This window comes from Pseudomonas syringae, from assembly GCF_000737245.1.
Taxonomy (GTDB): domain Bacteria; phylum Pseudomonadota; class Gammaproteobacteria; order Pseudomonadales; family Pseudomonadaceae; genus Aquipseudomonas; species Aquipseudomonas syringae_J.
In genome coordinates this window covers 85,874-100,060 of the sequence record NZ_JPQU01000045.1, presented here as the reverse complement: position 1 = coordinate 100,060, position 14,187 = coordinate 85,874, and the positions used below count along the sequence as shown (strand labels likewise).

General features: G+C 61.1%; 14 protein-coding genes. 2 read left to right on the top strand and 12 right to left on the bottom strand.

Going from position 1 to position 14,187, the window contains the following annotated elements; genetic code table 11:
- Positions 1 to 277 precede the first annotated feature (277 nt).
- On the top strand, positions 278 to 733 hold the full coding sequence (locus IV01_RS09220) for a DUF721 domain-containing protein (protein ID WP_032629707.1): 456 nt from the start codon (positions 278 to 280) through the stop codon (positions 731 to 733).
- A gap of 179 nt (positions 734 to 912) precedes the next feature.
- Here the strand turns inward: IV01_RS09220 and IV01_RS0125255 are convergent, their stop codons facing one another.
- Genes IV01_RS0125255 through IV01_RS09270 form a run of 12 tightly spaced genes read right to left on the bottom strand, consistent with a single transcriptional unit; the run spans position 913 to position 11,702 of the window.
- Positions 913 to 1,590 carry a hypothetical protein gene (locus IV01_RS0125255; RefSeq protein ID WP_154232237.1) on the bottom strand — a complete coding sequence of 226 codons (678 nt, stop codon included), beginning with the start codon at positions 1,588 to 1,590 and terminating at the stop codon, positions 913 to 915.
- Positions 1,587 to 2,024 carry a type II secretion system protein GspM gene (gene gspM / locus IV01_RS09225; protein WP_032629706.1) on the bottom strand — a complete coding sequence of 146 codons (438 nt, stop codon included), beginning with the start codon at positions 2,022 to 2,024 and terminating at the stop codon, positions 1,587 to 1,589. Before gspM ends, IV01_RS0125255 begins: the two co-directional genes overlap by 4 nt.
- A complete protein-coding gene (locus IV01_RS0125250) occupies positions 2,021 to 3,145 on the bottom strand; it encodes a type II secretion system protein GspL (RefSeq protein WP_050507737.1) in 1,125 nt (374 codons plus the stop codon). Before IV01_RS0125250 ends, gspM begins: the two co-directional genes overlap by 4 nt.
- A complete protein-coding gene (locus IV01_RS09230; RefSeq protein WP_032629704.1) occupies positions 3,142 to 3,732 on the bottom strand; it encodes a PulJ/GspJ family protein in 591 nt (196 codons plus the stop codon). The genes IV01_RS0125250 and IV01_RS09230 overlap by 4 nt, the downstream gene beginning before the upstream one ends.
- Complete coding sequence (locus tag IV01_RS09235) at positions 3,729 to 4,094, bottom strand: type II secretion system protein (protein WP_032629702.1); 366 nt, start codon at positions 4,092 to 4,094, stop codon at positions 3,729 to 3,731. Before IV01_RS09235 ends, IV01_RS09230 begins: the two co-directional genes overlap by 4 nt.
- Positions 4,091 to 4,540 carry a type II secretion system minor pseudopilin GspH gene (gene gspH, locus IV01_RS09240; RefSeq protein WP_032629701.1) on the bottom strand — a complete coding sequence of 150 codons (450 nt, stop codon included), beginning with the start codon at positions 4,538 to 4,540 and terminating at the stop codon, positions 4,091 to 4,093. The genes IV01_RS09235 and gspH overlap by 4 nt, the downstream gene beginning before the upstream one ends.
- A 2-nt stretch (positions 4,541 to 4,542) precedes the next feature.
- Complete coding sequence (gspG, locus tag IV01_RS09245; RefSeq protein ID WP_032629699.1) at positions 4,543 to 4,980, bottom strand: type II secretion system major pseudopilin GspG; 438 nt, start codon at positions 4,978 to 4,980, stop codon at positions 4,543 to 4,545.
- An 18-nt stretch (positions 4,981 to 4,998) separates the two neighbouring features.
- Positions 4,999 to 6,201, bottom strand: a complete 1,203-nt coding sequence (gene gspF / locus IV01_RS09250) for a type II secretion system inner membrane protein GspF (protein ID WP_032629697.1) — start codon at positions 6,199 to 6,201, stop codon at positions 4,999 to 5,001.
- Between the two features lie 2 nt (positions 6,202 to 6,203).
- Positions 6,204 to 7,652, bottom strand: a complete 1,449-nt coding sequence (locus tag IV01_RS09255; protein ID WP_080290348.1) for a GspE/PulE family protein — start codon at positions 7,650 to 7,652, stop codon at positions 6,204 to 6,206.
- Between the two features lie 5 nt (positions 7,653 to 7,657).
- The gene (gene gspD, locus IV01_RS09260) at positions 7,658 to 9,547 is read right to left on the bottom strand and encodes a type II secretion system secretin GspD (protein ID WP_154232241.1); all 1,890 of its coding nucleotides are present in this window, start codon (positions 9,545 to 9,547) and stop codon (positions 7,658 to 7,660) included.
- 59 nt (positions 9,548 to 9,606) lie between these two features.
- A complete protein-coding gene (locus IV01_RS09265) occupies positions 9,607 to 10,053 on the bottom strand; it encodes a pilus assembly protein PilZ (RefSeq protein WP_418903544.1) in 447 nt (148 codons plus the stop codon).
- Entirely contained in the window at positions 10,050 to 11,702 is a 1,653-nt protein-coding gene (locus tag IV01_RS09270) for a lipoprotein UxpA (protein WP_032629694.1), read from the bottom strand. The genes IV01_RS09265 and IV01_RS09270 overlap by 4 nt, the downstream gene beginning before the upstream one ends.
- A 231-nt stretch (positions 11,703 to 11,933) precedes the next feature.
- Here IV01_RS09270 and IV01_RS09275 point away from each other — a divergent pair, with 231 nt between their 5' ends.
- Complete coding sequence (locus IV01_RS09275; RefSeq protein WP_032629693.1) at positions 11,934 to 13,994, top strand: PhoX family protein; 2,061 nt, start codon at positions 11,934 to 11,936, stop codon at positions 13,992 to 13,994.
- Positions 13,995 to 14,187 lie beyond the last annotated feature (193 nt).

Sequence of the window (14,187 nt, the reverse complement as noted above, 5' to 3'; positions counted from 1 at the left end):
GGGCGGCCCCGTGAGTCGCCCGTGCAGCCCTCATGGCCGCATGCGAACGAGCATTCTACCCGGAAACGATGGTGAGGAAAGTGGCGTTATTCCACGATGCTGGCGCAGCGCTGTGACGGGGCTGTCTGTAGATAGGGGCATTTTCCCCAAGTTCAACCCATGAGCCGAAGAAGTTAACCGTTGATTTTGCGCATAAAACTCCTGATCCGCAGCGGAAACCGGCGATTCAGACGCTTTCTGCTAACATGACGAACTTGTCACCCTAGGTCACTCGCTCATGGCATTTCGTCCCCTCACCGCCCGGGCACCCGCTGTACTGCTGCGCGAAGCCAAGCCGCTGAAAGCCATATTTCATCATGCGCAGCGTCTTGGTCACCTTCAGCGGCTGCTTGAAAGCCAGTTGCAGCCCGCCGCACGCGAACATTGCCACGTTGCCTCATGGCGCGAAGGCAGTCTGCTGCTGATCGTTACCGACGGTCATTGGGCTACGCGCCTGCGCTATCAGCAGAAGCGTCTACAGCGACAATTAACCGCATTTGACGAGTTCGCCAACCTGACCCGCATCGTGTTCAAGGTTCAACCCCCCTCCGCCCGTCAGGGCGCGGCCGGGCATACCATGGATTTATCGCCGGTAGCCGCCGAAAGCATTCAGGCCACCGCGGAGGGGATTACAGACCCCAAACTGCGAGCGGCGCTGGAGCGGTTGGCGGCGCATGCGAAGCCCAAGGGCTGAACAAAATCCTGTGGCGTAATTTCTGACGTGGGACCGGCTTTAGCCGGGAAGGGCCAGTAAATCCAGCGCATCTCTATCGACTGCGATGCAGCTTTCCCGGCTAAAGCCGGTCCCACGTTGCCACATGCGCTTGCGGGCAAACATAGAATCTCCCGCAGAGTCGCCTGTCTGAGTCGCTGCTATTTAACGTCACCCCACACCCTCTCAAACTCCGTAGCCCCCACCTTGAGCAGCCCCGCCTGAACCAACAGCGGTGTGACCATAGCATCCGGTTCAACCCAGCCATTGAGTTTGATACGTCGCACGACAGGATCAAGCCGGGCCTCGAAGCGGTGCTCGCCGTCGCGCTGAGCATTGGCCATAACCCGCAAACCCTCACGACACTCCAACCTGAGTTGCGCCCTGCCCAGCACCACAGTCCACGGCGTGATCAAGGCCAAATCCCGACCTTGAAGTTCGCCGGAACTGGACCTGCACGTCGCGCCGTTTCCTTTAATCTGCACGCGGCCTTGCCAGTCACCATCTATGACAAAGCCCGTCGGAGGGGTCATCTGGCGGGCAACGGGTGCCAGTTGCGCCTGCCAGGACCATGGCCAGCCGCTAAGCTGTAGCTCCCAGTTCCGTTGCTGAAAGCCCATATTTACCTGGCCTTCGCCGATCCAGGGCTGAAAACGCCAGGCCAGGGGCCCTACCATGCCGAGCCTTTCCATGTGCCCGTTCCAGATGGTGCCCGCGACAGCCACCGGCTGCCAGCCAGCCCCCCAAGGGATAAACCGGGCCACCAAGGCAGCCGGTATGTTCAGTAGCAAGGTCACGACAAACACTGCGATACCCAGCATCCAAAGCTTGCGGGTCACGGGCGTCCACCCGTGCGGCTGACATCCACACTGAACACCAGGCCTTGATGCCCTTGCTCCAGGCTCCAGCGCAGAGGGCGCCCGCCCTGGGCCTGAATACTGCTCAACAATTGCGGCAACCCTTCGGCACGACTCAGCTCACCCTGCAATTGCCAGACCTCGCCGCGCTGTTCAACTCGCGTGAGCATCAGCCCCCGGGCACTGGCCAAAGCCTGCCAATAATCACTGGTGAATATCACGCCAGGGGTCAGTGTCTGAGCCTGCTGAGCCAGAGTCGGCCATTGACGCAGTTCTTTAGCCAACGCCAGTAAAGGCCGGCCGATCAGCACCAGCAATAACGTCAGCACCACCACCCAGCCCGCCAGCAAGGCGAAACGACGACTGGCAGGCAGCGCCGCAAAGGTATTGCAGCTGCGTTCGATAATAGCCTTCATGGCTGCCCGTCCAGGTTGAAGTTGAGGGTAAGCAGAGCAGTTTTGGGGTCCGGCTCGACGGTAACTTTCGATCCAGCACTGCGGGCCATCGCTTGCCAGTGTCCGATGGCAGGAGCTGGACTGCTGCCGCTGAGCACTACCCGCCAGCGCTGCCCATCGAAATAGCTGCCGGACACGCCCCAGTCCGGCTGAGTATCGAGCCATCGCTCGACAGCCTGCTCCAGCTCCACCAGTTGCTGCTGACGCGTTCGCCAGTCCAGTTGATCGGCGGACAGTCGAGCCAGAACTCTCTCGGCCTGCCGCGCGCTGGCGACTGGGCCGGTGACGGCCTCAACCTGCGCCTTCCACACCGGCACCTGTTGCCAGAATTGCCCAAGGGCAACGCAAGCCCAGACTAAAGCCAGCAATCCACAGCTGTTCAAAAGGCGGCGCTGGGTTGGGCTGAACGAAGGTGTGCGCAGACGGCCTTTGGCTTGGCGATTGCCAGACCCCGTCAGCAGATTGGGCAGGCGCGACAATTCGGCCCAATGCGATGGCCAGTCGCCGGTGATTTCCCCCTGCGGATGCTGCCAATCCTCCGGCAAATCGCCCAGAACATCAGGCCATACCAACCAGTGCTGTACTCCATTGGCGCCGGCACGCTTGAGGCAAGCATCCTGATCCCGGCTCCAGCGCAACAACTGGCCGGGTGCTGGATTCGGCAGCAATTGCATTTCCGCCCACAGATGGCTGGGCGAGAAACCCATCGCCTCACACTCATCCAGCCAGCGCCGAATAAGGGCGCGTTCAGCGACCAGTAATTCAAGATGCCCATTCGTCCTGGACAGACAGCTCACCTGAAGCTGATCCACAGGCTGTTGCAGCGAGTCCTCCAATAGCAGCGGCCACTCGTGAGCTTTGAGCCCCGGAGGCGCCGGCACCTGGAAATGACTGCAATAGGCGGCCGGAATGATCAGCGCGACAGAATCCTGAGCGAACCGGGAAGGCGGTGGGCCGTCGCCGAATTCAGCACCGGGCAGCCGTCGCCATTGCCACGGGTCCGCAGGATTAAAACCCGGACGCACCAACAACCACTGTCGCGCAGCGGAACGCTCGGCGCGCCAGCGCTCAAACAGCTTCACGGTTGAGTCTCGGGCAAATTGAAGGTGCAAACATAGGGCGCTCCATGACGCTCGAATTCGAGTCGCACACCCCGATCAGGCTGCTGGGCGACGGTTGAAGGAAACGCCAGCCAGCGGGTTCCCTGATAAAAACTGAACTGGACCTTATCGATATCAGCCAACTGTTCCCGGCGCTGCCAACGGGCAACACCGGCGGCGTAAATATCGGCCGAGGTCGAGATAATCAAGCTGCTTTCCCGGGGACTGAACTCAATCCGCTGGCGCTGTAATCGCGACTGCCCGTCGACCTCGGGCCAGGCGGTCAGGGCCACCCATTCAAGCTGTTGCGCTGCGGGTTTCCAATCGAGCCAGGCCATTGGCAGCGGCAGGCGCTGCTCGTACAGCTGACGCAGCACCAGACCGTCCAGACGTCGTTCCAGAGCCAGACAGAATTCCAACACCAGAGGCTCATTCCCAGTCTCGGACAGGCGCTCGCGCACACTTAACCAGCCATTGACCAATGCAGCCAACACCACGCCAAGCACGGCGGTCAACGCCATAGCCACAAGCAATTCGACCAGGGTCAGGCCCCGTTGAAACCGCCTCACGGGCGCACCAGAAACAACGTGAAATGCCCCAGCGGCTCGCGTTCATCCCGAGCGGCAAACAGCGCCAGCTCCCCACGGCGCAAATTACGCACGCCGGTCATCCCCAGATCCAGCCGCCAGTGACAGGTCATCTCCCCCTGACGTAACTCGCCACGGACTTGATTGGTCGACGGCCAGTAGCGCTCAACACCAAACCGCGCTTCCAGCTCCCGCGCGCACAGGCTGCCCAGTCGATGCTGCTGAACCGCCTGATGCACGCTGATGCGCTGACGCAACATCTGGCTGACCATCACCGCCATCATTGCGGCAATGCCCAAGGCGACCATCACTTCCAGCAAGGTGAAGCCACGTTCGCGCTTCATGGCAGGTTCACTTGGGTCAGGCTGTTATCCCCGCGCCATTCCCAGCGCTGATGGCCTTGAGGCCATTGCCAATTGACGACTGCCGAGCGCGCCACCCCGGTGGGGGTGAACACCACCTGAGGCTCTACAGACACGGGCCAGTCCGTACTCAATTGCACAGGCCAGGGTTTGAGCCGCGTCGGCTCAACCCGCCAGCGCAGGTTGTCCTTGTCCTGCTGCAAACGGACGAACTCCGGTTGCTTGCCATTCCAGCGCAAGCCCAGCACCTGTCCGCTGTGCCGGGCCTGCGCCGCTTGAATCCGCGCCTCTGCCGCCAGTTGCTGCAAGGCTTGCTGTATCGGTGCCTGGCCTGAATCCAGCCACGCCACACTCATGGCGCTGAACAGGCCGACGATCAGCAACACCACCAGAATTTCCAGCAGTGAAAAGCCCTGCGCATGCTTCACGCTCAGAGGTTCCAGTTACCGAGATCGCCGTCGGTGCCCTCGCCGCCCGGTGTGCCATCGGCGCCCAGGGAATAGATGTCGATACGCCCATGCTCACCGGGAGCCTTGTAGTGGTAAGCGTTGCCCCACGGGTCAGCGGGCAAGCGTCGAATGTAGCCATCGGCACGCCATGCTCGCGCCAGCGGCTCGACCTTGGGTGCGCTGGTCAAGGCATCCAAGCCCTGCTCGGAACTGGGGTATCGCAAATTATCCAGTCGGTACATATCCAGCGCCTGCTCCAGGGTGGACAGGTCGGCCAGGACTTTCTGGCGCATGGCCTTATCCTGATTGCCGAGGACGCTGGGCGCGACGACCGCGATCAACAGACCGATGATGAAAATCACCACCATGATTTCCATCAGCGTGAAGCCGCGCTGGCGCTTGGGGTTCAGACGGGGCATGAGAAGGTTCTCCATGGGTTAGAAAGCAAGCCCTTGATTGAGCTGCATGATCGGCAACAGCACGGCCAGCACGATGAACAGCACAACGCCGCCCATCACTAGAATCATCAATGGCTCGAACAGGGCCATGAGCATGTCCACTTGCCGGGTAAAGCCTCGCTCTTGGTTATCGGCGACCCGTTCAAGCATGTCCGGCAGGGTTCCGCTGGCCTCGCCGCTGGCCACCATGTTGAGCAGCAACGGTGGAAAGTGACCGGCAGCGTTGAGCGCGCGGTGCAGGCTGACGCCGCCTTCCACCTGTTCGCGAACCATGGTGAGGGTGCGATGGATCTCCCGATTGCTGACCGTCGCGGTCGCCACTTGCAAGGCCTCCAGCAACGGCACGCCGCTGCCCACCAGAATCGCCAGGCTGCGGGCCAGTCGTGCGCTTTCCAGCACGGTCAACAATGCGCCGGCTTTCGGCAGCCGCAACAGGCTGCGATCCAGACGCAGGCGCCAGTGCGGCTTGCGCAACAGCATTGCGCCGAAGACTCCGATGAGTAGCGCCACCACCAGCAGCCACGGCCCGACAGTGACCAGCCCTTTGCTGATGCCGATCAGCAATTGCGTGATAACCGGCAGGGCTTGCCCGGTGTGACTGAACTGCTCGGTGAGCTTGGGAACCACGAATGTCATCAGGCCAATGACCACCAGCAGCGACACCAGCATCAGAACCGCCGGATAGATCATCGCGGTCCTGGCTTTGTGGCGCTGACGCTGAACCTGTTCAAGGTGCTCCGCCAAGCGTTCAAGAACCGGCGCCAGCTTGCCAGAGCGTTCACCCGCCTCCACCAGCGCGCAATACAAGCCATTGAACAGACCACCCTGACGACGCAGGCTCTGGGCAAGGCTGTGGCCTTCGCCGAGGGCGCCGCGTACGGCCACCAGCAAGTTGCGAATCGCCGGTTCTGCAAGCTGCCGCTCCAGCGTACCCAAGGCATCCACCAGGGCAATCCCGGCACTCAAGAGTGTCGCGAGTTGCCGGGTCAGTTCACACAGTTGACTGTGACTGAGGCGCTGGCCCCTTGGGCTGCGCGATGCCGAATCCTGAATCTGCAATTGTCGGGTGAACAAGCCCTGCTCGCGTAGCAACTGCCGGGCATGGCGTTCGTTTTCCGCCTGAATGCTTGCCTTGCAGGTGCGTCCGGCAGGGTCAAGGGCCTGATAGCGATAGGTAGGCATGGTTAGCCCCGCACCGCGCGCAAGACTTCAGCTAGGCTGGTTTCGCCACGCCGCAGGCATTCGCTGGCCATGGCTGCCAGGCTTTGACGCTTGTCAGCCAGATACTCATGCATGGCCACTTCGCTTGCGCCGTCGTACAACATGGCGATCAGGCCGGCGTCCAGCTCGATAAATTCGTAGAGTCCCATCCGCCCGTCATAGCCGCTGCCCTGGCAAGACTCGCAACCTTTTGGATGGAAGCTCTCGTCAAGCTCCGCCAGCTCCGGCCACAGCGCACGCTCGGCGTCCTGCAACGGCTGCGCGGTGGCGCAATGGCACAAGCGGCGCACCAGCCGCTGCGCCAGCACGCCCTTGAGGGTGGACGCGATGAGAAAAGGCTCGATGCCCATATCCCGCAAGCGGGTCACGGCACCCACCGCACTGTTGGTATGCAGGGTGGAAAGCACCAAGTGTCCGGTCAGACTGGCTTGCACGGCGATCTGCGCGGTTTCCCGATCACGGATTTCGCCAAGCATGATGACATCAGGGTCCTGGCGCAAAATGGCGCGCAAGCCATTGGCGAAGGTCATACCGGCACGGGGATTGATGGCCGTCTGGCCAATGCCGGTGATGGCGTACTCCACCGGATCCTCCACGGTCAGGATGTTGCACGAGCCATCGTTCAGGCTGTTGAGGCTGGCATAAAGTGTGGTGGTTTTGCCCGAGCCAGTGGGCCCAGTGCTGAGCACGATTCCGTTGGGGCGCGACAGGCAGGCGCGCAGGCCCGACTCCACTTCCAGCGGCATGCCGAGATTGGTCAGGTCCAGCAGGCTGGCCTGCTTGTCCAGCACCCGCATTACCACCCGCTCGCCGTGAATGCCCGGCAAAGTCGAGACCCGGATGTCGATTTCCCGCCCGCCGGAGCGCAAGGTGATCCGCCCATCTTGAGGCTGGCGCTTCTCGGCGATATCCAGCCGGGCCATGACTTTAATTCGCGAGACCAGCATCGTCGACAGCGCACGGGGTGGTCGCAGCACTTCGCGCAAGTGGCCATCGACTCGCAGACGAATCACCAGGGTGGTCTCGAAAGTTTCCACATGGATGTCTGAAGCACGCAGACGCAAGGCTTCACCGAACAGACCGTTGATCAGGCGGATGACTGGCGCGTCGTTGTCGTTCTCCAGCAGATCTTCGATCTTCGGCAGTTCACTCATCAGGCTGTCGAGATCGACCTGGTCGCCTATGCCCTCGATCAATGCAGCGGTGGCCGACTCCCCAGACTGATACAGCGCGCCGAGACGCGCCTCGTAATCAGCGGGCGACAGGTGTTCTACATCGCACGGCAAGCCATGAGCGCGGATGACTTCTTGCAGAATGTCAGTGTCGCCGTCGGCCCGCAGCAGCAATCCCCAGCCATGTTGCGCGGGGACTTTCGCCACGCCGGTCTGGCGCGCCAGCCGATACGGCAGCAGCGTACTTACCATGAGCCTTGGTCCAGGCGCTCCCGGCTGGCGGGGAACAATTGCAGCAGGCTGTCGCTATCGGCCAGGTTCGGCAGTGCGAGAGAAGTCGAGGCCTTGAGGTTGCGGTATTTCTCACTGCTGAGCTGAGCCAGGGTCTGACCGTCGCGTACGATGCGCGGGCGGATGAACACCATCAGGTTCTGTTTGACCCGCCGCGAAGCGTCAGAACGAAACAAGCGACCCAATACCGGTATATCGCCGAGAAACGGCACGCGCTGGTCGCTGGTGGTGGACTCGTCACCAATCAAGCCGCCCAGCACCACCAGGCCGTTGTCTTCAACCATGACCTTGGTCTTGATCTCGCGCTTGTTGGTGATCACGTCGCTGGCGGTGGCGCTTTCGGCAATCGATGAAACCTCTTGCACGATGTCCAGGCGCACAGTGTTGTCGACGTTGATCTGTGGCTTGATGCGCAGTTTCACACCGACTTCCTTGCGCTCGATGGTCTGATAGGGGTTGGTGTTGTTCTGGGTGACCGAGCCCGTCACGAAGGGCACTTCCTGGCCCACCAGGATCGACGCTTCGGCGTTGTCCAGGGTCAGTAAGGTCGGGGTTGATAACAGGTTGAAACCGCTCTGACTTTTCAGCGCATTCAGCAGGGCAAGGAAATTCAGACCGCCGCCACTGAGGTTGCCAACACCCGCTGTCACGCCCTGCACGCCGGACAGCAACTGCCCCAGACCGGTGGTGTTATTAGCCTGGGCCAAGGCCCCGACAGCAGTTACGCTCGCCGCATTGCCACCACTGAAATTGATTGCCCCCGCGCCGAAGTTGTCGCCCTGAAACAACCACTGCACGCCCAGCTCCTGAGCACGGGTATCGGAAACCTCGGCGATGATCGCTTCGACTACCACTTGCGCGCGGCGAATATCCAGTTGGTCGACGATGTTGCGATAGGCCGTCAGCTCACTGTCCGGGCCGACCATGACCACCGCGTTGGTGCCTTCTTCGTACTCCATGCGGATGCCGGTGCTACTGACCGGCGCGGCCTTTTCACCCTCCTGAGTCCCCACGGCCGGTGCCGTGGCGTCCTGACTCAGACCGCGCAACACCTTGACCACTTCTGCGGCGTTGGCATGGCGCAGGTACATCACCACAGTGTTGGCGTTGTGCTGTGGGTCATAGGGTTTATCCAGCTGCTTGAGCAGCGTCCTGACCCGTTCGCGGCTGTCGACACTGCCGCGCACCAGCAAGGCGTTGCTGCGCGGGTCAGCCACCACCTGAGCACTATCGGCGCCCTGTTCGCGAGCCAGCAATCGGGTAACCAATTGCGCGGTGTCATTGGCGTTGGCGTTCTTCAGTGGCAGCACTTCCAGCGGTTCCTGGCTGACCTGATCGAGCTGCACCAGCAGGCTGTCGATACGGTTGAGGTTGCTGCGCCAGTCAGTGATCACCAGCAGATTCGCCGACGGATACGGTGTGATCACCCCCACACGGGGATCAATCAAGGGCCGCAGGATGTTGAGCATCTGTTCGCTGGCGGCATTGCGCACGCTGAATACACGCGTCGCCATGCCGTCGTTGGCGTGCCCGGCATCACGCTTGGATTCCACCGGCACCGGCTCCAGACGTGCGGCCTGATCCGGGACGATCTTGACGCTGCCGTTGGGCAGGTCGACCGCTGCAAAGCCTTGAGCGCGCAGTTGAGACAGAAATATCGCGTAGATTTCATCGCCGCCCAGCATCTCATTGCTGCGCACGGTGACCTTGCCCTGCACCCGTGGGTCGATGATGAAAGTGGTCTTGGTGATCCGCGAAACGCTGTCGATGAACTCGCTCAGTTCGGTGTCGACGAAATTCACTTCATAGAGCGGCTCTTCTTCGGCAGCGGAGCCGGTCACCATCAGGGCGCACAACAGAACGGCCAGACACAGTGGTTGCTGGAGACGGGTGATGGTCATGCTTATCCCTGTTGCTTGAAGCCGAAATTCGGACGTTGAGGAGGCCAGGCCAGACGTTCCAGCTTGCCGTGGTTGTCGAGTACCAGGCCCAGTTCGTCGATGTCATGCAGGACGATTCCGGGGACCAGTTTCTGCCCACGGCTCAGGCTGCGTTGCCGTTGTTCGTAGCGCAGCACCACCACAGAAGCACTGAGTGGCGTGGCCTTGAAGCCGCCGAGGTATTTGATATCGAGGGTGGTCATGGGCAGCTCATTGCTCAGCACAGGCCCGGCTTTCCAGTGACGGCTTAGCAGTTGCGCCACCGGCGCACTGGCTGCGTTGGCGGGCACAGGTTGTGCCAGCCCATGCCAGACCTGAAGCACGCACTGCGCCGCCAGCCAGGCGAACAGAATCACCAGCGCGACATGGCTGGCGCCTTCCAGATGGCTCAAACGGGGCAGACGGCTCAAATGGCCGCCTCCCGAGGATGCCAACCCGGATGACCTTGCACATAGCGCATCTGCGGCAACTGCAAGCGGGTGATCTGCCAACCGGCCGGACGGGTACGCAGCCAGGCCTCGACATGCTGCCAAAGGGGTTCGCCCGCCTGAGCATCGAAGCCCAGGCTGAAAGTCCGACATTGCCCAACCTGCTCACCCAAGCCAGAGATGCGTTTGCCGCTGGCGCTGTACGTGACCTGCCAGGCTTGTCCTTGCAGACGCGGCAGATCCTGGCTGTTGTCCAGCAGCAGCGGCTCACCGAAGAGCTGCTCGGCGGCGTTTTCCAGTACTCGCGGAATCTGCTTGGCAGACACATCCACCACCGGGGCCGGATAGCTTGCCGTCAAGCTGATCAAGTGTTCACGGGTGATCGTCTGGCCTTGGGCCAAAGGTGAGTCGTAGCGCAAACCGGGCAGCAATACCGCGCTGTCCGGATGTTTTGCCAGGGCGTCGTGCAACAGTCGGTCCCAACTGCCGCCACGCACATCCCGTCGCCAGAGACTTTCTGGCGCCACTGCGAGTGGCTGGTCGAGCCAGTTGGCGTGAGCGGCCCGCTGCTGCCGCATCAACTGCCCAAGACGCTGAGCATGAGCCTGATCCGCAGCGCTCAGGCTGTTGGCCAACGCGGGATGAAAACGTGCAGCGAACTGCCACTGCCCGGCTACCTGCTGGCAGCGAATGCGAAACGCACCGCTGGCCCGAACACCGCCGAAAATCACCGGCACCCGCTTGCCCGAGGCTTGCAGTACTTCAACCGGTTGCGGCCAGAAATCCTGCCCACGGGCGCACAACACCAGATCGACCTGCGACAGACGCTCTGCCAGCCACAATCCCGGCCCGGTTCCCACGTCCGCCAGGGCAATAACCAGATCGGCCTCCGCGCGGGCACGCTCCAGCGCCGGTTGCAGGCTGTCATGCCATTGTTTGAGGGAAGCTTTCTGATCCCGGGCATAAGGATCAGTGATGCCGACTACGGCGATACGAATTCCACCTCGAAGGAAAAAAGCCACGTCTTCGGTGCCGAGCCGTTTCCCCAAATCCGCCGCCATTCCGGCAGCCAGCACCGGATGACCAAACTGGTGATACAAACCGCTGCAGCGTTGCGGCCAGAGCAGACGTTCGTCACTGCTGACCCGCACTTCAGTGCCCAGCAACGCGCTGCCTTGAACGCCCGACAAGCCCTGGGTCAGATAGGCCAGACCACTGCCATTCCAGCACTGGCCGTTCTCCAGCGTCAGGCTGTTGCCCTCGCCCGCTTCGGCACGCATTCCCTGCAACAACGCACCCAATACCGGGTAGCCACCGGTTTGTATGTGTTGACCGAGGCTGGCATCAAGCAGGCCGTTCAATTGCGCCTGCTCCGGCACTTGAACATGGGCATTAGTTCCACTGATCCAGGGTGCCTGACCAATGCGCGTTGCAGGCCCCAGGCGTGTCGCGGGAACTACAGGCTGCCCCGGCTGGCGGGCGTCCAGCGTGTCGGCAACATAAAGTAGATCGACACTGCGGCTATCAGCGCCCGCGCCAGGACCCTGAAGGCTTGAGCACGCCGACAGCAAGGGAGCCATCGCCCCTACTGTCATCCATGCCAATACATCGCGCCGTGCCATTGAGGCCATTGTTCTCACACCCTGAGGCTAATTCTTCACAGGGGCGGCATATTGGCGATCACTAATGACAGTTTGATGGCAGTTTCTTTAACCAAGCCCAGACTTGCTACTTGAAACAATTGGTAATAACTACTTGGATCGTTAGAGGGTTTCTTAATAAAACTGCCCTCGAATCATCACACTCGACTTTTACAGTCCCGGTTCCTTTTCAAACCAACTTTCATAAAAAGGACCTGATGAATGAGTCGTAACACCGGCGATAACCTGAACCGCAACTCCAGCGACAACGAACCGATGTCCTCCGTGCTCGATACCTTCTTGAGCCGTCGTACCGTCGTACGTGGTGGTCTGGGTGCTGCGATTGCCATGATTGCGGGCACCGGCCTGACCGGTTGCTTCGACAGCGGTGGTGGCAGCAGCGGCGATGACGCTCCCGCCCCGACTCCGACCCCAACGCCCGAGCCGACTCCGGATCCGGTCAAGAAGCTGGCCCTGGGTTTCACCTCGATTCCGGGTTCGCGCACTGACGCCGTGACGGTTGCCGCTGGCTATACCGCTTACGTGCTGGCACCTTGGGGCACGCCGCTGAACAGCAATGCCAAGGCATGGAAAAACGACGGCACCAACACCTCGGTTGATCAGGCCAACTCCATGGGCATGCACCATGACGGCATGCACTTCTTCCCGATCAATGGCAGCTCCACCGATGGTCTGATCGCTATCAACTTCGAATACATCGATGAAGTCGCCCTGCACCCGGCTGGCCCGACGCTGGTAAACGGCGTTCGCCCAGCTGAAGAAGTGCGCAAAGAAATCAACGCCCACGGCGCTGGCGTCGTGCGTGTACGTAAAACCGGCGACCGCTGGCAGGTGGTGGACAACGATCCGCTGAACCGCCGCTTCACCACTGCGTCAGTCATGAACCTGTCCGGTCCACTCAAGGGCACCGACCACGTCAAAACCAAGTTCTCCACTGACGGCAGCCGCACTCGCGGCACTAACAACAACTGCGGCAATGGCTATACACCTTGGGGCACTTATCTGACCTGCGAAGAGAACTGGCCAGGTATTTTCGTCAACAAAGGCACTCGCCCGGCTGACCAGGTCCGTATCGGCGTTGCAACCACCGCGGGCAACTACCAGTGGGAAACCGCAGCGGGTGACACCACTGAGGTCAACGATGAGTTCGGCCGTTTCAACATCACCCCGCGAGGCGCTTCCGCAACCGACGACTACCGCAACGAAGCCAGCACTTATGGCTACATCGTTGAGGTCGATCCGTACGACGCCAGCACCCTACCGGTCAAGCGCACGGCACTCGGTCGCTTCCGTCACGAAGGTTGCTGGCCAGGTCTGACCACCGTCGGCAAGCCAGTTGTGTTCTACATGGGTGACGATTCGCAAAACGAATACCTCTACAAATTCGTCTCCACGGCGCTGTGGGAAGCCGCCGATGCCACGCCGAGCAATCGTCTGGCCACCGGTGCCAAGTACATGGACAACGGCAAGCTGTATGTCTCGCGTTTCAACGCGGACGGCAGCGGCACCTGGCTGTTGCTCGACGTGATCACCCCGACCACCGACGGCAGCACACTGGGCACCAAGTTCAAGGACTTGCCCGGCATCATCCTCAACACCCGTGGCGCGGCTGATGCTGTGGGGGCGACACCAATGGACCGTCCGGAATGGACCGCCGTGAACCCGTTGAACGGCGAGGTTTACCTGACCCTGACCAACAACACCAGTCGCACCGTGGCCAACGCCGCCAACCCGCGTATCAATAACAAACACGGGCACATCATCCGTTGGAAAGACGCCGACAATCAGGTTTCGTTCACTTGGGACATTTTTGTCTTCGGCGCCAACGCCTCGGGTACTGCGGACCTCAACCGTTCCGGCCTGACTGAACTGAATCAGTTCGCCAGCCCAGACGGCATGAGCTTTGACAGCCGCGGCATTCTGTGGATCCAGACTGACAACGGCGAGTCGACCCTGACCAGCTACACCAACGATCAGATGCTCGCGGTCATTCCGACCAATCTGGTCGACGCCCAGGGCAAGCAGGTTCCGGTCAATGCCCAGAACCAGGTCGATCTGCGCCGTTTCTTCGTTGGCCCTAACGGCTCGGAGGTGACGGGCATCGCGTTCACGCCTGACAACAAAACCATGTTCATCAACATCCAGCACCCAGGTAACTGGCCATCGACTGATGTTGCTACCACGGTAACCGTCGGCAAGGTCCGCCCTCGGGCATCGACCGTAGTGATCCAGCGTGCGGATGGCGGCGAGCTGGCGGTCTGATGTGACACCTGCAAGCCGGGTTCGTCCGGCTTGCTTCTGAACTGGAATACATTTCCTGTAGGACCGCACGAGCACCTACAGATTTCTCCAGGGAACCCCGGAATTGTAGGAGTTTTCGGAGGTTACGACAGCGACGAATGCGGTTTGTCTGACACACCGCATTCGCGACCGTCGTAACCTCCGATTGCTCCTA